Origin of the sequence: Ferrovibrio terrae (assembly GCF_007197755.1) — a bacterium.
GTDB classification, from domain to species: Bacteria; Pseudomonadota; Alphaproteobacteria; order Ferrovibrionales; family Ferrovibrionaceae; genus Ferrovibrio; species Ferrovibrio terrae.
Window position 1 is genome coordinate 4,227,617 of sequence record NZ_CP041636.1, and the last position, 19,375, is coordinate 4,246,991.

General features: G+C 64.8%; 21 protein-coding genes. 12 read left to right on the forward strand and 9 right to left on the reverse strand.

Going from position 1 to position 19,375, the window contains the following annotated elements:
• Positions 1–75: 75 nt before the first annotated feature.
• Positions 76–1,398: an alpha/beta fold hydrolase gene (locus FNB15_RS20680; protein WP_246068746.1), complete on the reverse strand. Its 1,323-nt coding sequence runs from the start codon at positions 1,396–1,398 to the stop codon at positions 76–78.
• Between the two features lie 332 nt (positions 1,399–1,730).
• Here FNB15_RS20680 and phaR point away from each other — a divergent pair, with 332 nt between their 5' ends.
• From phaR to FNB15_RS20710, 6 genes are all read left to right on the forward strand, one after another.
• Positions 1,731–2,345, forward strand: coding sequence for a polyhydroxyalkanoate synthesis repressor PhaR (gene phaR, locus FNB15_RS20685; protein ID WP_246068747.1), 615 nt, complete (start codon positions 1,731–1,733; stop codon positions 2,343–2,345).
• Positions 2,346–2,372: 27 nt separating this feature from the next.
• Positions 2,373–4,262, forward strand: coding sequence for an adenylate/guanylate cyclase domain-containing protein (locus FNB15_RS20690; protein ID WP_185973645.1), 1,890 nt, complete (start codon positions 2,373–2,375; stop codon positions 4,260–4,262).
• 68 nt (positions 4,263–4,330) lie between these two features.
• On the forward strand, positions 4,331–4,792 hold the full coding sequence (locus FNB15_RS20695; RefSeq protein WP_144258530.1) for a hypothetical protein: 462 nt from the start codon (positions 4,331–4,333) through the stop codon (positions 4,790–4,792).
• Positions 4,793–4,846: 54 nt separating this feature from the next.
• Entirely contained in the window at positions 4,847–6,367 is a 1,521-nt protein-coding gene (gene glpD / locus FNB15_RS20700) for a glycerol-3-phosphate dehydrogenase (RefSeq protein ID WP_144258531.1), read from the forward strand.
• The gene (locus FNB15_RS20705) at positions 6,364–7,362 is read left to right on the forward strand and encodes a 2-dehydropantoate 2-reductase (protein ID WP_246068748.1); all 999 of its coding nucleotides are present in this window, start codon (positions 6,364–6,366) and stop codon (positions 7,360–7,362) included. Before glpD ends, FNB15_RS20705 begins: the two co-directional genes overlap by 4 nt.
• Positions 7,363–7,369: 7 nt before the next feature.
• Complete coding sequence (locus FNB15_RS20710) at positions 7,370–8,233, forward strand: alpha/beta hydrolase (protein WP_144258532.1); 864 nt, start codon at positions 7,370–7,372, stop codon at positions 8,231–8,233.
• Here the strand turns inward: FNB15_RS20710 and FNB15_RS20715 are convergent.
• The 3 genes from FNB15_RS20715 to FNB15_RS20725 all read right to left on the reverse strand — a co-directional run bounded on the left by FNB15_RS20715 (position 8,230) and on the right by FNB15_RS20725 (position 9,995).
• Positions 8,230–9,000: an anti-sigma factor family protein gene (locus FNB15_RS20715; RefSeq protein WP_144258533.1), complete on the reverse strand. Its 771-nt coding sequence runs from the start codon at positions 8,998–9,000 to the stop codon at positions 8,230–8,232. The two genes, FNB15_RS20710 and FNB15_RS20715, sit on opposite strands and share 4 nt — an antisense overlap.
• Entirely contained in the window at positions 8,997–9,539 is a 543-nt protein-coding gene (locus tag FNB15_RS20720) for an RNA polymerase sigma factor (protein ID WP_144258534.1), read from the reverse strand. Before FNB15_RS20720 ends, FNB15_RS20715 begins: the two co-directional genes overlap by 4 nt.
• A gap of 63 nt (positions 9,540–9,602) precedes the next feature.
• Entirely contained in the window at positions 9,603–9,995 is a 393-nt protein-coding gene (locus FNB15_RS20725; RefSeq protein WP_221932702.1) for a COG4315 family predicted lipoprotein, read from the reverse strand.
• A 141-nt stretch (positions 9,996–10,136) separates the two neighbouring features.
• Here FNB15_RS20725 and FNB15_RS20730 point away from each other — a divergent pair, with 141 nt between their 5' ends.
• Positions 10,137–10,691, forward strand: coding sequence for a tetratricopeptide repeat protein (locus FNB15_RS20730; RefSeq protein WP_144258535.1), 555 nt, complete (start codon positions 10,137–10,139; stop codon positions 10,689–10,691).
• Between the two features lie 3 nt (positions 10,692–10,694).
• Here FNB15_RS20730 and FNB15_RS20735 read toward each other — a convergent pair whose 3' ends face one another.
• Positions 10,695–11,048 (reverse strand): DMT family protein, encoded by a 354-nt coding sequence (locus tag FNB15_RS20735; RefSeq protein ID WP_144258536.1) that lies wholly within the window; start codon positions 11,046–11,048, stop codon positions 10,695–10,697.
• The gene (gene pyk, locus FNB15_RS20740; protein ID WP_144258864.1) at positions 11,045–12,466 is read right to left on the reverse strand and encodes a pyruvate kinase; all 1,422 of its coding nucleotides are present in this window, start codon (positions 12,464–12,466) and stop codon (positions 11,045–11,047) included. Before pyk ends, FNB15_RS20735 begins: the two co-directional genes overlap by 4 nt.
• 173 nt (positions 12,467–12,639) lie before the next feature.
• Here pyk and ppa point away from each other — a divergent pair, with 173 nt between their 5' ends.
• The 3 genes from ppa to FNB15_RS20755 all read left to right on the forward strand — a co-directional run bounded on the left by ppa (position 12,640) and on the right by FNB15_RS20755 (position 14,777).
• Positions 12,640–13,173: an inorganic diphosphatase gene (gene ppa / locus FNB15_RS20745; RefSeq protein WP_144258537.1), complete on the forward strand. Its 534-nt coding sequence runs from the start codon at positions 12,640–12,642 to the stop codon at positions 13,171–13,173.
• A 355-nt stretch (positions 13,174–13,528) separates the two neighbouring features.
• Positions 13,529–14,137, forward strand: a complete 609-nt coding sequence (locus tag FNB15_RS20750) for a PAS domain-containing protein (protein WP_144258538.1) — start codon at positions 13,529–13,531, stop codon at positions 14,135–14,137.
• Between the two features lie 100 nt (positions 14,138–14,237).
• Positions 14,238–14,777 carry a PAS domain-containing protein gene (locus tag FNB15_RS20755; protein ID WP_185973646.1) on the forward strand — a complete coding sequence of 180 codons (540 nt, stop codon included), beginning with the start codon at positions 14,238–14,240 and terminating at the stop codon, positions 14,775–14,777.
• 158 nt (positions 14,778–14,935) lie between these two features.
• Here the strand turns inward: FNB15_RS20755 and FNB15_RS20760 are convergent, their stop codons facing one another.
• Both FNB15_RS20760 and FNB15_RS20765 read right to left on the reverse strand, forming a co-directional pair.
• Entirely contained in the window at positions 14,936–16,588 is a 1,653-nt protein-coding gene (locus tag FNB15_RS20760) for a GMC family oxidoreductase (RefSeq protein WP_144258540.1), read from the reverse strand.
• 108 nt (positions 16,589–16,696) lie between these two features.
• A complete protein-coding gene (locus tag FNB15_RS20765; protein ID WP_144258541.1) occupies positions 16,697–17,803 on the reverse strand; it encodes a hypothetical protein in 1,107 nt (368 codons plus the stop codon).
• 105 nt (positions 17,804–17,908) lie between these two features.
• Between FNB15_RS20765 and FNB15_RS20770 the strand changes: the two genes are divergently transcribed.
• Positions 17,909–18,244: a YciI family protein gene (locus FNB15_RS20770; RefSeq protein WP_144258542.1), complete on the forward strand. Its 336-nt coding sequence runs from the start codon at positions 17,909–17,911 to the stop codon at positions 18,242–18,244.
• Between the two features lie 149 nt (positions 18,245–18,393).
• Here FNB15_RS20770 and FNB15_RS20775 read toward each other — a convergent pair whose 3' ends face one another.
• On the reverse strand, positions 18,394–18,921 hold the full coding sequence (locus FNB15_RS20775; protein WP_144258543.1) for a hypothetical protein: 528 nt from the start codon (positions 18,919–18,921) through the stop codon (positions 18,394–18,396).
• Positions 18,922–19,110: 189 nt separating this feature from the next.
• On the opposite strand from FNB15_RS20775, the gene FNB15_RS20780 reads away from it, so the two are divergent.
• Complete coding sequence (locus FNB15_RS20780) at positions 19,111–19,338, forward strand: hypothetical protein (protein WP_144258544.1); 228 nt, start codon at positions 19,111–19,113, stop codon at positions 19,336–19,338.
• Positions 19,339–19,375: the final 37 nt, after the last annotated feature.

The following is a 19,375-nucleotide window of genomic DNA, read 5'->3' on the forward strand; positions in this document are numbered from 1 at the left end:
GAGACGATTTATGACGGAAACGATACCGGCTTTTTCGCAAGTGCAGCAAGGCCCCTGCCTGTGTAAAAACGGCCTTTATCGCTGCACTTTGGTCGCACGCTTGCGAAGTTTCTCCGCCTGCGGCGCAGTCTTCGTTACTGGCGTTACGGAAAGCAGCCAGTCGGCCAGCGGCCGCCACAGCCCGGCCTCGGCGCGCGGGCCTACCATCATGCCGATATGGCCACTGGGCGAGTCCAGCCGTGTTGCCTGCGGCATCTGCGCCAGCAGCGCGGCAGCGCCTTCCTTGGGCACCAGCTTGTCGCGTTCGGGCAGCACGACCAGGGCCGGCTTTTTCCAGTCCTGCGGTCGCACCGCGCGGTCACCCACCATCCAACGACCGGCGACCGGGCGGTTCTCGCCATACCAGCCGATCAGGCATTCGCGCGCCACATCCCCGGCCAGCGGCACGCCGTCGTTGAGCCAGTCTTCCATCGCGACGAAACGCCGCTCGGCCTCGCCGCCAGCGGGCAGCGTGGCGAACTGCGTGAATTTCTTCAGCGCGGTGAAAGGATCGAGCGCCCAGAAGAACGCCTGCAGCATGTCGACATCCAGCATCGGCGGCGCGTCGCCGGCTTTTGCCGCCGGCGGCACCAGAGCGGGCGCCAGCGCCTGCACCAGGGCGGCCTGATGCGCGCCACCGGCATGGAAATCCCATGGCGTGGCGAGCAGCGCGAGGCCTGCGACATCCTCGGGTGACGCCAATGCCGCAGCGAGCGCGAGATTGCCGCCCATACAATAGCCGACCAGCAGCGGCGGTTGACCGGTGGTGTCATGCAGATGGCGCAGCGCATGGCAGATGCGTGCAATATAGGCCGCCAGATCGAAATGCTGCTCGGTCTCGCCCGGATCGCCCCAGTCGAGCAGGAAGGGTCGCAGGCCCTGGCTGGGAAGCCAGCGCGCCAGACTCTGGCCCTCGGCGAGATCGAGCACATAGGCGCGATTGACCAGCGACGGCACCAGCAGCACGGGCGAGTTTTCCTTGTCTTGCCCTTGCTCGCCATATGCGAGCAGCCGCGAACTGCCCTCGCGCCACGCGACCGGCGGGTCCGGCAGATCGCGCCGCCAGCCATGACTGCGATAGCGTTGCAGCCCGGCTGTCATCACGCCCATCCGCGCCAGACCGGCGCGGATCAACGCGGCGTTGAATTCATTTGGATCGACGCTTGCGAGCTGGGGCAGCAGGCTGCTGAAGGGCTGCTGCAAGTGCGCCTTCCAGGGCAGCGAGCCGTCTTTCGCAATCGGCCAGGCGGCGAGCGAGCTCAGCAGCATCAGGTTGGTGGTGGCCAGGTGCAGCGGCAGCGGCCTTGGGCCCGGGCGTGTGTCCGGGCGTATTTCCTGGCGAGCTTCCCGGGGCGCCATGTCCGCCTCCCTGCTGTGTCGCGGCGGCGGCTGCGGCCTGCTGCGCATTCTGGGCGCCCTGCTGCCAAAGCGTCAGCCAGTTGGCCGAAAGCTCCGCCAGTTTCGGATCGGTCGCCAGCAACCCGGCCTGTTCCTGCCAGAGATCCAGGAAACGCTGCGCCAGTCCCTGGGCATCGCCTCCGCTGCCAGCTTTTGCCTTCGGATCGTCCATGCCCGCCAGCCTACACCGCCGCCCCGCGCCGGGCCATCTTTTCGCGCCGCACAAGACCCTTGCGTATACATACGATAATGATGTGAAATACTTTTTAACAAATCCGAGGGAGCGCAGCACCGTGGCCGAGACCGACCAGACGACAGGGGCTCAGACGACAGGGGCGCCGGTCGTAAAGATCAAAAAGTATGCAAACCGGCGGCTGTACAACACGGCGACGTCTTCCTACGTGACTCTGGAAAACCTGTGCCAGATGGTTAAGGACGGCCAGGATTTCCTCGTTGAGGACGCCAAGTCCGGGGAAGACATCACCCGCGGCGTGCTGGCCCAGATCATTTTCGAGGAAGAGTCCAAGGGCGGCCAGCAGCTGCTGCCGATCGGCTTCCTGCGCCGGCTGATCTCTTTCTACGGCGACAGCCTGCAGACCCTGGTGCCGAGCTATCTCGAAATCTCGATGACCTCGTTCCAGCGCAATCAGGACCAGATGCGCCAATATATGGCGGAATCCTTCGGCGAGATGTTCCCGTTCCGCAGCATCGAGGAAATGGGCCGTCAGAACATGCAGATGTTCCAGCGCGCCATGACCATGTTCAATCCCTTCGTCGCCGGAGCCGATGGCGACAAGGCGGCCGGCACGGGCGACAAACCCGGCGAGCCGGTCGAGGTCGATGTGCTGAAAAAGCAGATGGAAGAGCTGCGCAAGCAGGTTGAAGCGCTTGCCCGAACCAAGGGGTAAGCAGCGCGTTCCGCTGCCCATCCGTCTTTGACTGAACCCCTGCCAACCGTCAACCCGCCGCCCGAGGCGGGCCGCCATCGTGTGCGCCTGTCGATTTCGCGCGTGCTGACCGTCGGCGTCGGCGCATTGATGCTGCTGGCCGGCCTCGCCTATGGCATCGCACTGGTCAGCGGCCGTCTCAACACCGTTGAACTGCTGCGCGACCGCAACGACCGCATCGTCAACCGGCTGACCGAGCGCACGCAGCAGCAGCTCGATCCAGCCGCACGCCAGGTCGAGATGCTGCGTCAGCGGCTGCAGACCAGGCAGATCGGCATCAACGAAATCGGCCGCCTGACCGATTACATGGTGGCGACGCTGGATGCGCTGCCGCAGGTGGATGCCATCGCCTTCCTGCGCAACGACCTGATCGCAACGCGCGTGCAGCGCCACCCGGGCGGGCGCTATGAACCGCTGCACGACTCGATTGCCGACTATTTTGACCGGCCTGCCCGCGAGGAAGCCGTGCGGCGCCTGCGCGAAACTGCCGGTCGCACCGACGCATACCGCAACCCGGTCGGCTGGGGCGCGCTGATCTGGAACCCCGATATCGGCCAGGCACTGATCAATGCCCATGCGCCGGTGGTGCTGGACAACATCTTTATCGGCGAAGCGCTGGCCGTGGTGTCGCTCGGCACGCTGACGCGCCTTTTGGAAACCGACAGTACGGATGGCGAGGCCGTCAACTTCATCCTCTACGGCGATGATGCCGTGCTGGCGCATCCCACGCTGCTGAACCACGACTACAAGCTGTCGATGGAAAAGCCCGTGCCACGGCTGCAGGATATCCATGATCCGGTGCTGCAGAATATCTGGAGCGGACAGATCGACATGCTGGCGGCCCGCGCCATGCTGGGCAGCGACGGCGCGCATATCGTCGAGGCCGAGAATCGTCGCTGGATTTTCGTCTACCGCCGCCTCAACGTGTATGGCGAAACGCCCTGGCTCGTCGGCCGCTACTTCCCCTTCGATCTGGTCGAAACCGAGGTGAACCGCCTGCGGGTATCGGTGGTCGTCGGCGGCATCAGCCTGATCCTGTCGCTGCTGGTGGCATGGCGTCTCGGTCATCTGATCCGCAAGCCGCTGCTGGCGATCGGCGATGCCGCCAACCGCCTGCGCAACCTGGATTTCGACACACCTCCGCTGGAACGCACACGCCTGCGCGAACTGGACGACGCCGCCCAGGCGATCAACGCCGCCAATGCCGCGCTGCGCTGGTTCGGCAACTATGTGCCGCGCAAGCTGGTCAACCGGCTGGTGCGCGAGGGCGAAGACGCGATCAATACCAGCAAGGAGCGCCCCGTCACCGTGATGTTCACCGACCTGGTCGGCTTCACGGCCATGTCGGAGCAGATGAGCGCGCAGGAAACCGCCGATATCCTGAACGAGCATTTTGCGCTGGTAACCGCCTGCATCGAAGGCACCGGCGGCATCGTCGACAAATTCATCGGCGACGCGGTGATGGCCGTCTGGGGCGCGATCAAGCGCGACGAGGACCACGCCGCCAATGCCTGTCGTGCGGTGGACGAAATCTGCAAGGCGCTGGCCGCCGACAATGCGCGCCATGCCATGCTGGGCAAACCGATCCTGCGCATGCGCATCGGCCTGCATTCCGGTCCGGTCGTGATCGGCAATATCGGTGCGCCCGGCCGCATCAACTACACCGTGGTGGGTGACACGGTGAATACCGCCCAGCGGCTGGAACAGCTTGGCCATGACCACCAGCAGGACAGCGAGCAGTTCATCGCGCTGGTCAGTGCCGAAACTGTGACGTCAGCCGGCTTCGACCCCCGCCCGCCGTATGTCGGCCGCATGGCGGTGAAGGGCCGCATGGGTGAGATCGAGGTCTATCGTCTCGACCGGCTGGCAAAATCGTGAGTCTTCTGCCCGGTTAACCCGTTATTTACCGAATCCCTGCTTGAGTCCGGCCCGGATAACGGGGCGGCATGAGCAGCATTTTCGGCATCGGCACAGCACTGACACCTGTGGGTGGCCAGCAGTCCGATTCCGCCTCCGAAATCGCCCAGCGCAAACGTCAGACCGCCGCCTCACAGCGTTTCAGCACGACTGACGAAGCCGGCGAGCAGACCGCGCCCAAAACCGGCCTGTTGCAGAAAACCCGGGATGCAGCCGGAGCTGCCATCAGCCAGCTGATGCGCCGTCGCACCGATCGCGGCGAACCGGCGGCCGAAGCCGGCAGCATTGAAATTCCGCCCCATCTGGAACGCCGCCGGGCCTGGCGCGAGGCCTTTGGCCTCAACACCTGGCATACCCAGCAGATCGCCCAAACGGAGGAAACCCCGATTTCCGACGAGGCACGGGCGGAGGCCATCCAGGCCTACCGCAGCGGCGGACGGCGCGGCCGGCTGGACCTCGACCTTGCACAGCAAGTGAGCATGAACGTATAAAGGCCCCCTCCAGTTTTCTTGGCCCGCCTTCCCACGGTTTTGTCAGGTTTTCCTATGTCTTCTGAACCGGCCGATCTCCTGATCATCGGCGGCGGCGTCAACGGCACGGGCATCGCCCGCGATGCCGCCGGACGCGGCCTCAGCATCATCCTCGCCGAGCGCAACGACCTCGCCGGCGCCACCTCCTCGGCCGCTACCAAGCTGATCCATGGTGGCCTGCGCTATCTGGAGCATTACGAATTCCGTCTGGTGCGCGAGGCACTGGGCGAACGCGAAGTGCTGATGAAGATGGCGCCACATATCATCTGGCCGCTGCGCTTCGTCCTGCCGCACCATCCCGGCCTGCGTCCGGCCTGGATGATCCGCATCGGCCTGTTCCTCTATGACAATCTCGCCGGCCGCGTCACCCTGCCCGGCTCCGTCAGCGTCGACTTCACGCAGGGCGATGCCCGCGGTCGTCCGCTGAAGAAAGAGTTCAAGCGCGGCTTCGAATATTCCGACTGCTGGGTGGACGATGCCCGCCTGGTGGTGCTGAACGCCATGGCGGCGCGCAGCATGGGCGGGCAAATCTTTACCCGCACGGCCGTCACCGCCGCCCGCCGCGACGGTGGCCTGTGGCATGTCACGCTGACCGACCAGATCACCAACGTCAGCCGCGAAGTGACTGCGCGCGGCATCGTCAATGCTGGCGGCCCCTGGGTGCGCGAGACGCTGACCGGCGCGTTTGGCCAGAATCCGAAAAACAGCGTGCGTCTGATCAAGGGCAGCCATATCGTTACCAAAAAGCTGTTCGACGGCGATCACTGCTACATCTTCCAGAATGCCGACAATCGCATCATCTTCGCCATTCCTTACGAGCGCGATTTCACGCTGATCGGCACCACCGATATCCAGCTGGAAAAATGGGAAGGTCCGCCGCGCATCAGCGAGGAGGAGACCACCTACCTGCTGGACGCTGCCAGCGAGTATTTCAAGCAGCCGGTGACGCGCGAACAGATCGTGTGGTCCTTTGCCGGCGTGCGGCCGCTCTATGACGACGGCGACAGTGATCCGTCCGCGATCACGCGCGACTACGTGCTCGACCTCGAGGGCAAAAGCGGTGAGCCGCCGCTGCTGTCGGTTTACGGCGGCAAGCTCACCACCTCGCGCCGCCTGGCCGAGCACGCGTTGCAGAAGCTGGCGCCCTTCTATCCGAAGATGGGCAAGCCGTGGTCGGGCACCAAGCCGCTGCCCGGCGGCGAACTCGGCATGGCCTTCGACGCTTTCGTGGCCGACCTGCGCCACAAATATCCCGGCCTCGATCCGGCCTGGCTGGCGCGTCTGGCGCGTCGCCATGGCAACGCCGCGCATGAAATCCTGGGCGATGCGCAATGGGCCAGCGATCTGGGCGAGAGCTTTGGCGGCGGCCTCTATTCGCGTGAAGTCGACTATCTGATGCGCCGCGAATGGGCGCGCGAGGCCGATGACGTGCTGTGGCGCCGCACCAAATGCGGCCTGTGGGTCAGCGCAACTGATCGCGAGCGGCTCGCGCACTGGATGGCGCAGCATCGTCCCAACGTGGAAACCGGGGCATGAAGATTGCCCCGATGCGTATAGCCATCGTCGGCGCTGGCGCCATTGGCGGCTATATCGGCGGCCTCCTTGCCCGCGGCGGCCATGATGTCACGCTGATTGCGCGCGGCCCGCATCGCGACGCGATCCGCAGCAATGGCCTTACTATTGAGAGCAAAGGCGGCGAGCGTTTCGTCACGCATCCGGCCTGCACGGACAATCCGGCCGAGGCAGGCGCACAGGATCTGGTCATCCTCAGCCTGAAGGCCCCGGCGGTGCCCGCCATGGCCGAGAAGATGCAGCCGCTGTTCGGCACCGACACCGCCATGATCACGGCGATGAACGGCGTGCCCTACTGGTATTTCCACAAACATGGCGGCCCGCTTGATGGGTCCCGCATCGCGTCGGTCGATCCCGGCAGCCGCCAGTGGGATCTGATCGGGCCGCAGCGCGCCATCGGCAGCGTGGTCTGGATGGCCGGCGCGATCTCCGCGCCCGGTGTGATCCAGCACGGCAATGGCAATCGCCTGCCGATCGGCGAGCCCGACAACAGCCGCAGCACCCGCATCCAGCGCATCAGCGCGGCGCTCACTGCGGCCGGCATCGACGCGCCGGTGCATGACAATATCCGCCAGGAAATCTGGACCAAGCTGTGGGGCAACCTGTCCTACAATCCGGTCAGCGTGCTGACCCATGGCACGCTCGAAGGCCTGTCGCGCGACGACGATGCGCGCGCCGTGCTGGGCGCGATGATGGTTGAATCCCGGCTGGTCGGCGAAAAGATCGGTATCAGTTTCCCGGTCAGCGTCGAGGAACGCATGGGCATGGCCGAGAAGGTCGGCCCGCACAAGACCTCGATGCTGCAGGATCTGGAAGCCGGGCGACCGATGGAAATCGGCGGCCTGATCGGCGTGATTGCCGAACTGGCGCGTAAACTGGATATCGCAACCCCGACCATCGACACCGTGCTGGCACTGCTGAAAGTGCGCGCCCGCGTCGCAGGGACTTACAACGAGTGAGGCGGATATGAGCTTTGACTGGCGTAAACTTCCTCAGGACCAGCTCGAAGCCCAGTATAATCCGCGCTCCGCTGTGCCGGATTTCCAGCAGCATTTCGATGCCTATGTTGCGAAATCCTCGGCCACCCGCGCTGCCATTGGCGGCGACTACGACCTGCGCTATGGCTCTGGTCCGTTGCAAACCTATGACCTGCACAAACCGAAAGATACCAAAGCCGGCGCGCCGCTGGTGGTGGTGATTCATGGCGGCTACTGGCGCGGCCTCGACAAGAACACCATGACCTTCGCGCTGCCGCCCTATCTCGATCGCGGCGCAGTCGTTGTGAACCTGAATTACGATCTCTGCCCGCAGGTGACACTGGATGCCATCGTGCGCGAGATGCAGGAAGCGCTGGCGCATGTCGCGACCAAAGCCGCCGACTGGGGCGCCGATCCGGCGAAGCTGCATGTCATCGGTCATTCGGCCGGCGCACATCTCGCCGCCATGATGGTCGCCGCGCCCTGGCCCAAGGATCTTGGTCCGCAGCCGGCGGTGGCGTCCCTGGGCCTGATCAGCGGTGTCTATTCGCTGGAACCCGTGCTGCAGATCAGCGTGAATGAGTCGATCAGGCTGGATAACGCGATGGCCACGCGCAACAGCGTCACGGATTTTCCACCGAAGATCAAAGGTCCGGTGCTCGTTGCCTACGGCGCCGACGAGCCCGAGGCCTGGCGCAACCAGAGCATCGACTTCCATCAGGCCTGCCGCGACGCCGGGATCCGCTCGAACCTGCTGGTGATGGCGAACGGCAACCACTTCACCATCAAATTCGCGGCCGCCGATCCTGAGCATCCGCTCGGCGCGGCGCTGCTGAAGCAGATTTTCAGTTAGCGCGTCAGCTGCTCGTAGACGGCGCGCGCCGCCGGCAGCAGGGCCTCGCGGCCAGTCTCGCCCGTCAGCGCATAGCCAAACCCGTCTTCCACCCAGTAGAAGGCCACTGCGTTGCCTTCGCCGGTGAAGCGGAACGACGTGTCGCCGCCGCCTTCGCCCGAGCGCACATAGAGCGTGAGCCGCTGGCCCTGGCGATTTTCATACATGAACTGCGCGGCAGCATGGTTGCCGCTGGAAGCCGGCAGCAGGCGGCCGCCAACCAGCCCGAAACCCTGTCCCGACAGGCTCGGCACTTTCAGCGCGGTACCCAGCCGCTTCGACAGCCAGGCCACCAGATGCTGTTCTTCCTTGGCTGTCACCTCGACCGGATGCAGCACTTCACGGCTGTAGACCAGATGCGCGCGCGTCGCTTCCTGCGGCAGCGCCGCCACAATTTCGACCGGCGCAAAGACACCACGGCCGTACCAGCCCGCACCTGCGCCCAGCAGCACCAGCGCCAGCACAGCGGCCATGCGCAACAGAGGACCCGGCATAGATGGGCGCTGCGCGAACAGCGCCGCCATTTCCGCCGGTACGGGTTCATTCAGATCGCGGTCGAAATGCACGCGCAGATCGTCGGCCTGCTGCTGCCAGGCGGCGACGCGCGCGGCATCCTCGGCATTCAGTGCCAGATGCGCCTCGACATCGGCGCGCCGCTCGGACGGCAGCCGGTCATCGACATAGGCCACCAGATCGGGCTCGGTGATGGCTGCTGGCTTGCCGGTCATTTCACCCTCCTCAGATGCGTGCGTCCGCCACTCTCACTGGTTTGCGGCGGCTCGCCGTCCATCAGGCTCCGCAGGCGATCGCGCGCCCGCGCCAGCCGCGACATCACGGTGCCGATCGGAACGCCCTGCACGCGCGCGGTCTCCTCGTAACTCAAACCTTCCACGCCAACCAGCAGCAGCACGGCGCGCTGCTCCTCGGACAGTTTCGCCAGGGCGGTGTCCAGGTCGCGCAGTTCCAGTGCTTCCCACTGGCCGCCGCTGATCTCCGGCCCCTCGCCGGCATCCTCCAGCGACACACGGTCAGGCCTTGCCCATTCACGCTGCTGCCGCGTACGCCAGCGGTTGTGCAGAATGGTGAACAGCCAGGGCCGCAAGGCCGCGTCGTCGCCGTGCCGCGTTGCCCAGGCAGCCAGTGCGCGGGTCACGCAGTCCTGCACCAGGTCGTCGGCGGTTTCGCGGTCGCGCGCCAGCGCCAGCGCAAAACGCCGCAGCCGGGGAATCTCGGCTTCGATCGGGTGCGGTGGGCGACGGAACAGCATGGGCCTGCAGTATAGGCCCGGCGGGCGGCAATGGCAGCCGCCGCCCGCCGGATCCTGCTTTCGTTACGGCTTGGCGACGTGCCAGGCGCCGTTCAGGAAGCCGTCGCCGGTGGTCTCGCCCGGCTTGGTGTCCTTGACCCAGCCATAGAGCGGCTTGCCCTTGTAGGCCCACTGCTTGCTGCCGTCGTCACGGGTGATGATGGTCCAGTCGCCCTTGGCCATGTCGCCGGCATTGGCCACCAGCGGCGGCCAGTTGGTGGCGCAGGGACCGTTGCAGACCGACTTGCCCGGCATGGCGTTGTCGCGGTCGAAAGTATAGAGCGTCATGCGCTTGGCATCGACCAGCACGGGACCCAGCGCGGTATCGCCCGGCACGGCGGGCGCAGTGGCCTGGGTGGCGCAGGCGGCAAGGCCCGTCACCAGCAGGGCGGACAGCATCAGGTTGCGGATAGTCATTGGGAACTCCCCTTTTCCGGTTCGCGGCCGGCCAGCATGGCCGCCACTGAAGGGGAAGACCGGCGAGCCTCGGGTTTATTCCGTCGGGTGGACAAGATTCCGTGACTTGCCGGGCCGCCACGACGGACCTACCATTCTTCTATGCGGTTGATCGCGACTCTGGCGCTTGTCCTGCTGCTCCCCGCCCTGCTGCTGCCGACCATGGCGGCGCAGGCGCAGTCAGCCGTCGATGGCCTGTTCGAGAAACTGCAGGAAACCCAGAACCCCGTCGAAGCCAAGCAGCTCGAGCGCCAGATCTGGGCAGCCTGGTCGAAGTCGGAATCCGATACCCTGGATGCCCTGCTGCAGGGCGGTGTCGCGGTGATGGAAAAAGGCGACTATGCCCGCGCCCAGGAGATTTTCTCCGTCATGATCGAACTGAAGCCCGATTATGCGGAAGCCTATAACAAGCGCGCCTCGGTGCGTTTCCTGGCCGGCGACTATGCCGGCTCGGTGGCCGATATCGAACGCACGCTGAAACTGGAACCGCGCCACTTCGGTGCGCTGTCCGGGCTTGGCACCATCATGGAGCGGCTGGACAACCTGCCCGAGGCCCTGAAGGCCTATCGCCGCGCGCTGGCCGCCAATCCGCATCTGAACGACGGCGCCGACAAGCTGAAAGAGCTGCGCCGCAGGATCGACGCCAAAGAGCTTTAAGCGCTACTTCTGGAAAATGAAAAAGACGGCGCCGATCAGGCAGGCGAATGCGGCCAGATAGTTCCAGCGCAGACCTTCCCCCAGATAAAAAACCGCAAACAGCGCAAACACGCCGAGCGTGATCACTTCCTGCGTGATCTTGAGCTGCGCCGCGGTGAAGCCGCCGGTCGTATAGCCGATGCGGTTGGCCGGCACGGCGAGACAGTATTCGAAGAAGGCGATGCCCCAGGAAATCAGGATCACCTTCCACAGGGCATGGTCCTGGTATTTCAGGTGCCAGTACCAGGCGAAGGTCATCAGGATGTTGGAACCGATCAGCAGCAGGATGGTCGGCGAAAACACCACGGCCAGGTTCATACGGCATCCACCCGGGCGATGCGCAGCACATTGGTGTTGCCGGGCGAGCCGAACGGCACACCGGCGGTGACCACCAGGTTATCGCCCGGCTTGGCCAGGCCGCTGGCGCGCGCCAGCGCGGTCGCCTTGGCGATCATGTCGGCGAAGTTGATCGCGTCCGGCGCCACCACGGTATTGACGCCCCAGGCGAGCGTCAGCCGCCGCGCCGTATCGACCAGCGGGGTGAGGCACAGGATCGGCGAACGCGGCCGTTCACGCGCCGCACGCAATGCGGTCGAGCCGGACATCGTATAGGTGACGATGGCGGCGGCGTTGATGGTTTCCGCCACCTGTCGCGCCGCCGCCGTGATGGCGTCCGACGCGGTGCTTTCCGGATTGTTGTGTTCGGCATCCATGATGCCGCGATAGAGCGGGTCGCGTTCCACCTGGCGCGCGATCTGGTCCATGGTGCGCACGGATTCGACCGGATAATCGCCGGACGCGGACTCCGCCGACAGCATGATGGCATCGGCGCCGTCATAAACAGCTGTCGCGACATCGGAGACTTCGGCGCGCGTCGGCACCGGCGCCTTGATCATGCTTTCCAGCATCTGGGTCGCGACCACGACGGGCTTGCCGGCGCGCCGCGCGGTGCGGACGATGCGCTTCTGCAGTCCGGGCACCGCCTGCAGCGGCATTTCGACGCCGAGATCGCCGCGCGCCACCATCAGCGCATCGCAGAGCAGGACGATTTCATCCAGGCAATCCACCGCCGAGGGCTTCTCGATCTTGGCCAGCAGCGCGGCGCGGCCCTGAATGAGCTCGCGCGCCTCGCGCAGATCGTCTGGCCGCTGCACGAAGCTCAGCGCCACCCAGTCGACGCCATGCGCGAGCGCAAAGGCGAGGTCGGCGCGATCCTTCGGTGTCAGCGCCGACAGCGGCACGACCGTATCGGGCAGGTTGACGCCCTTGCGATCCGACAGCCGGCCGCCGACCATCACCTCGGTCATCGCCCAGCCGGAATGGACGTCTTTGACGCGCAGGCGGATCTTGCCGTCATCCAGCAGCAGGTCTGTGTCGGGCTTGAGGCTGGCCAGCACTTCCGCATGCGGCAGCGTCACGCCGGTGGCATCGCCCGGCGTGCCTTCGATATCGAGACGGAAATTCTGGCCCGGCAGGAGATCGACGGCGCCATCCCTGAAAGCGCCGATGCGCAGCTTGGGGCCCTGCAGATCGGCCAGCAGCCCGATCGGCCGGCCGGTCTCCTGTTCCAGCGCGCGCACGGCATGGATGCGGACCAGGTGATCGTCATGGCTGCCATGGCTGAAATTGAGGCGGAAGACGTCGGCACCGGCCTCGACGAGCGCCCGGATGCGATCCGGTGTACTGGACGCCGGCCCCAGCGTGGCGACGATCTTGACGTTGCGTTCCCGATGCATACCCACCCCGCTGAATTCCGCCCCATATTAGTCACCGGCCGTTTCTTTTGAATTAAAGACTTTGCCCGCAAATGCGACGAAAATATTAGGGATCAAGCGGTTGCGTTTTTTGCTGCATTTGCGAAAAGGGGCCCGCCTTATTGCATCCCCCATGAGTCCAAAGGACCGCCCAAATGGATATCGCCCGCATTGCGGTGGGTAAGAGCCCGCCCTATGACATCAACGCCGTGATCGAGATCCCGGCCGGCGGCGTGCCGGTGAAATACGAGCTGGACAAGGATTCCGGCGCGCTGTTCGTCGACCGTTTCCTGCACACCGCCATGTTCTACCCGGCGAATTACGGCTTCATCCCGCATACGCTGAGCAATGACGGCGACCCCTGCGACATCATGGTGGTGAGCCATGTGCCGGTGGTGCCCGGCGCCGTGATCCGCTCGCGCCCGATCGGCGCGCTGAAGATGGAAGACGAGGCCGGCGGCGACGAGAAGATCATCGCCGTGCCGGTCGACAAGCTGCATCCCTTCTACACCAACGTGGCGACCTACAAGGACCTGCCGGCCAGCCTGATCGAGCAGATCGAGCATTTCTTCGTCCACTACAAGGACCTGGAAAAGGGCAAGTTCGTGAAGTCGGCCGGCTGGGTCGGCCCCGACGAGGCCGCCAAGATGATCACCGACGGCATCGTGCGGGCGGCCGGTATCCGCTAAGCCTTACCTCATTTTTGGTATACCTGACGGCGGCCGGATCATCCGGCCGCCGTTTGCATGTCGGCTCGCAGCGGTTCGCGGGTGTTCGTGGCGCTTCGCCCGGGTTCGCCAGCGTTCGTGGGGGTTCGCTGGCGTTCGTGGCGGTTCGTGGGCGTTCGCGGCGGTTCGTTCGCCTGCAGCCTGCTGATCCGCGGGGGCCGCACTACCAGAACGTATATGGAACACGACGACCGGATTTCAAGTTCCGCGTGGTGACGAGAATGGTGCAGACATTTCCTCCCGCACAGGACGAAAGCCCTTCCGGATTGCGCGGTTTCCCCGCAAGATCAGTGGGAAACGGAGGACGCGATCCCGCATGACCGGCGACGTGCATAAAACAGCAGGCCTTGCTGCGGCCGGCCCACAGCCGGACGGCCTGCCGCCCGGGCTGTCTGACGCACTGCGCCGCGCTGCCGATCTGTCACGCGTGAGCGATCCGCGCCTGACCCGGGCGCTGGCCTGGTGGCAGGGCCTGCAGGAGGATTCCGCCCTCATCCCCGACCGCATCCGTCTCGACCCGACCCAGATTCCCGACCTGCTGGCCTGGGCGATCCTGTGGGATGTGCTGCCGGCTGCGGAGGGGACCGCTACCGCACCGGGCCGCCTGCTGTATCGCTGCCGCCTGGCCGGCACGATGCTGAACGATTTCTACGGCCGCGAGGCGCGCGGCCAGTGGCTGCATGAACAGTATCGCGACGAGAGCGTGGCGATGCAGGTGGAATACGATGCGGTGGTGCGCCTGCGCCGTCCGCTCTGCAGCGAGCACCGCATGAGCTGGGCCGACAAGCCCTTCTACCGCTATCTGCGCCTGATGCTGCCGTTCACGCATCGCGCCGCGGCGGGCCGCAGCGACACGCCCGCCTTGCGCAACGCCCCCGACCGCGTGGCGCTGATCTTCAGCGTGATCAGCTTCATCGGCGAGTGAGGCGGCCGCCTCGTGGCAGGCGGGATGATTACCGTGAATTAATGCCGCCGCGCCGGTGCCCTGCGGCATGATGCGACATCGTTCCCCGCACTCCGCCCCGATGATCCAGCCCCCGCCTTCCGAGTCCCATCCTGGCGCCGACACTGGCGCCATTCGCGCCGGCGCCGACATGTCGCGGCTGCGCGATGCGCCGCTGCTGCGCGCGCACACCTGGTGGCAAAGCCTGCCGCGACAGCGTGGGGCCGCCCAGGGCCTGACCCTGCCGGACCGGACGGAGATCGATCCGCTGGCCATTCCTGACCTGCTGCCGCATGTGGTGCTGTGGGCGGTGCTGCATCAGCCCGATGGCGGCTTGCGCTATCGCTGCCGCCTCGCCGGCACCGGGATGGTGGAGGTGCATGGCCATGAATTCACCGGCCAGTGGATGGAGGAATTTCACGGCGCCGAGAATGCGCGCATCCAGCCGGAATACGATTTCGTTTCACGCAGCGGCCAGCCACATTATGTGGAGCGTTCGCTGTTCTGGATGAACCGCGACTATCGCCGCTATCGCCGCCTGCTGCTGCCCTTCGGAGACGCATCCGCCACGCATGGCGGCGTGGCGAAAATCCTCAACGTGGCGCATTTCCTGACGGCGTAGCATACATGGGCATTCCACTCTCCCGTCATGGCCGTGGGTGAGCCACTCCGTCGACCTCGGCCCCTCCCGTGAGAGTCATCCTCGGGCTTGACCCGAGGATCTCTCTCAATCCTGCCTGAGCTCCTCGGCTCAAGGCCGAGGACGACGACTGGTTTTTCCTACCCCTTATTATCCTGCAGGATGAACTCGGCGCCCTTCTCGGCGATCATCAGCGTCGGCGACGCGGTATTGCCCGAGGTGATCAGCGGCATCGCCGAGGCGTCGATCACGCGCAGGCCATCCACGCCACGGACCCGCAACCGCCCGTCCAGCACCGCCATCGGATCGCTGTCGACGCCCATTTTCGCGGTGGCGACCGGGTGGAAAATCGTGGCGCCGATCTGGCCGGCGGCCACGCGCATATCCTCTTCGGTGTTGATCTCCGCGCCCGGCAGGTATTCCTCCGGCTGGTATTTCGCCAGGGCCGGCGCCGCGACCAGGCGGCGCGTCAGCTTCAGGCTGTCCACCGCCACGCGGATATCGTCTTCGGTGCTGAGATAGTTCGGCTGGATCGCCGGCGCCGCATGCGGATCGCGCGACTTGATGCGGACATGGCCGCGGCTGGTCGGCCGCAGGTTGCAGACCGACGCCGTGAAGGCCGGGAAGCTGTGCAGCGGCGAGCCAAAGGCATCGAGCGACAGCGGCTGGATATGGTATTCGACATTCGGCGTCGCATGGTCAGGGCTGGAGCGCGTGAACATCCCGAAGGTGCTGGGCGCCATGGTGAGCGGGCCGCGCCGGCGCAGCATGTAGTCGAGCCCCATCAGGCCCTTGCCGAACCAGCCCGTCTCGTTGATGGTTTTCAGCCCCTTCACCTTGTAGATGGTGCGCAGCTGCAGATGGTCCTGCAGGTTCTCGCCCACGCCGGGCGCATGATGCACCACGTCGATACCGTGCTGTTTCAGCAGCTCGCCCGGCCCGATGCCGCTGAGCTGGAGAATCTGCGGCGAGTTGATCGCGCCGGCCGAGAGAATGATCTCCTTGCGCGCGACAAAGCGCTTGCGCTCGAAATCATCGGACACGATCACCGAAGTGGCGCGCGGGCGGCCGTTGTCTGTCGAAGTGTCGAATTCGATTGTCTCGACATGCGCCTTCAGCAGCAGGGCGATATTGTTGCGCTGGTCGATCACCGGGCGGAGGAAGGCGGCGTTGGTGGACCAGCGCATGCCTTTCTTCTGGTTGACCTGGAAGTAGCCCGAGCCCTCGTTGGTGCCGAGATTGAAATCCGACACGCGCGGAATGCCGATCTGCGTGCCGGCCTCGGCCACCGCCTCGATCAGCGGCCAGCGCACGCGCGCGTTTTCCACGCGCCATTCGCCGCCCGAGTTATGCATCTCCGACTTGCCCGCTTCGTGATCCTCATGCTTGAGGAAATAGGGCAGCACATCGTCCCAGCCCCAGCCGCTGAGGCCCATCTGCGCCCAGGTGTCGTAATCCTGCACCTGGCCGCGCATGTAGACCATCGCATTGATGGCCGTGCAGCCGCCGATCACCTTGCCGCGCGCATAGCCTATGCTGCGGTTGTTCAGCCCCGGCACCGGCTCGGTCCTGTAGCACCAGTCGGCGCGCGGATTTCCGATGGCGAAAAGGTAGCCGATGGGGATGTGATGCCAGATCCAGTTGTCGCGGCCACCGGCCTCGATCACCAGCACCTTGGTGCGCGGATTGCGCGACAGCCGGTTGGCGAGCAGCAGGCCGGCCGTTCCGCCGCCGACAATGATGTAATCGAAGGGCGCACCTTCGGTGACCGGTTTTTGATCTTGGGCCGACATGGCCGGGCGTTTCCTTGTTTTGGAGCACCCAATCGGGGCCACTATTTGCCAGTCTTGATGCCTTGGCCGGCAAGGTCAAGCCTGACTCGCCGAGCATTGGACCAATCGCTACACCATCGCACACTGGATGAACTTCGGCCGCGTTCTCAGCACGCTGCCGGCATCCATACGCAGCCGGTAATCTTTTGCCGTTTCATGCAGGGTTTTGAGTTCAACCTGGAAGCGGGCAGGATAAATATCTGGCTGAGTCTGGTGCATCAGGCAGATCAGCGCTACGCCGGAGCGCTGCATGTAAACGGAGGGCGACTGGAGTGCTGCCCGCGCCACGGTTTCCGGCTCATCGATCAGCAAAGGGCCGAGCTTGTCGCCATCGGTGAGCGAGGCCTGTTTCGGCAGCGGAAGATCCGTGAGTAGGCTGACGGCCGTGCCGAAATCGTCCGAACTGATGGCGATCGGGATGGTGAAAGCTCCAATCCCAACTGGCACGTAGTAAATCTTGAAGGCAAAGACGGGCGGGAAAGTTGGCAACGCGACCCGCCAGACGGGCTGACGCAACAGAACTTCGCGCTCCCCACCGGCAATCCGCGAAATCTGCCAGACACGACGGCGCGGGTCTTTGTCTTCCATCCAGACCCTTTGCCAGATTTCGATCCCGTCCGCCGGCCGCTCTAACCGTGTGCCGGTGAAGCAGTAGCCCTGCGCCAGCAGCGCGCGATAGCGAGTATGCTCCACCATGTTTTCCTGTATCTGCATGTCGTCGCAGGCACCCGGCCGGTTGGTCAGCCGCCATTCCATCACAGGGGCATCGGCCGGCGATGGCTCGTCTTTAAAAGAGACCCAGGGAAAACGCGGCTCATTACTCAGGGCAGCCGGCGTATAGACAGCGGAGACTCGCCCGCTCAGCAGCAGCTTGGCGCAATCCCGTGTGCAGTATTTCGAATAGGGCAGATACACCGGCTGACCGTCAGCCAGCTTCACAGGATCGCCACGCTTGGTTTCGGCGATGAGCCAGGGACCACGTGAGACAAAATCATAGATGGGTCCACCGTAGACAGCGGCGAGCAACAGCAGGGCGATGGCGATGGCGAAGAAACGCCGCCGCCGGCTTACCGGCCGCCGCAACAGCCGGCGATACAGGAAGAACAGTATGAGATAGACAATAATAGACGGGAGCAGGATGAAGACAGCGGCCCCCACATATCCCCCCACGCTCACGTCACGCTCCTTCCATATCCTTCATCGCCCCCGGTTTACGCCATCATTCTGATCTGCAAGTCTGGATTATACCAGTCACCCACCTCTACTTCTCCGGAATCCCCCATGCCCTTCATCATCTACGCCAAAGACAAACCGAACAGCCCGCTGCGTGCCCGGCATCGCGGCGCGCATCTGGCGTTCGTCGCCACCTGCCGCGAGGTGTTCCTCTATGGCGGGCCGATGCTGGACGAAGGTGGCAAGGTGGTGGGCAGCCTGATGGTGCTGGACCTGCCCGACCGCAAGGCGCTGGACGCGCATATGGCGCGCGATCCCTATTTCGCGCAGGGCATCTTCGCCAGCGTGGAGATTTTCGAGAGCCGGCAGATCGTGCCGGAAGTCACGCCCGGCAGCCTGGATGCCGAACTGGCGAAGCAGCGCGCGGCCGAGGCGGCGCAATGACCATACGTCGTCCTCGGACTTGATCCGAGGACCTTTCGCCAGTCTGCATGAGATCCTCGGGTCAAGCCCGAGGATGACGTATTGGCCCGAGGATGACGGCTTATGGGAAAGCTGGATGCCCGCCTGCGCGGGCATGACGCGTTCAGCCTTTAATCGCCGGCTTCGTCGCCTTCGGACTGCGCCATGGCCGGCTGCAGCTTGCGGCGGCTGCGGGCGATCACGCTGCGCCGCGCATCCGCCATGTCAATCGGCAACTGGATCGCGCTGAGCTGCAGCAGGCGGCGGCGCATGCCGTTGCGGTCGAGCCGCTGCGGCAGCGCGCTGGCCTCGCTCGTCTCCACGCGCAGGATCGCGGTCAGGCCCGCCGTGTTGCGCGTCGCCGGCCGCCGGTCCGGCGGCGTCAGCATGCGCTCGATCTCGTGATAGGCATGCAGCGGCGCCCGGGCGGCCAGATGGTCGACCGCCGCCGTGAAGGCCGCCGACTCCCAGTCGCTGGCATTCAGGCCGGCCAGTTCCAGCGCCGTGAGATAGAGCAGCAGGGTCTGGCGGAGCAGGGTTTCCTGCGCGCCGGGCTCAAGCTTGAGGAAACTGTCGCGGTCGATGAGGCCCCGGGTTCTGGCCGGGGTATCCGTGTCGGGGGGCGACTGCAACCTGGTGGGGTGATCCGGATGGGACATGGCCATCTCCTTGACCCCGATTTTAACCGGACAGCCGGAAATATCTTAATGTTATTAATAACTTAAACTGAGCCATGGGTGCAGTTTGCCCATTTTGGGCAACTGGCTCAAAAACTGGCCGAGCTTGGCCTTGAAAACTTACTCATAAAGCATTATTTACTCATAAACCTGATCCACGCGAGAGCGACCATGAGTGACAGCCAGGCGAGGGGCGAAAGGCTCCAGATCATGCTGACCCAGGAAGAGCTAACCGCTCTGGATGACTGGCGTTTCAAGCGCCAGATGCCGAGCCGGGCGGCGGCCGTGCGCGAGCTGCTGCGCCGCGGGCTGGCGGCGGAAGGCTTCGATCTGGCCGAGCGGACCCAGAAGTCGAAGACCTTCGGCGTGATCGACACCAACGCCAGCAGCAACGACTAAATCCGCACGACCGCTGTGACCAGACTGTGTCTGGCGG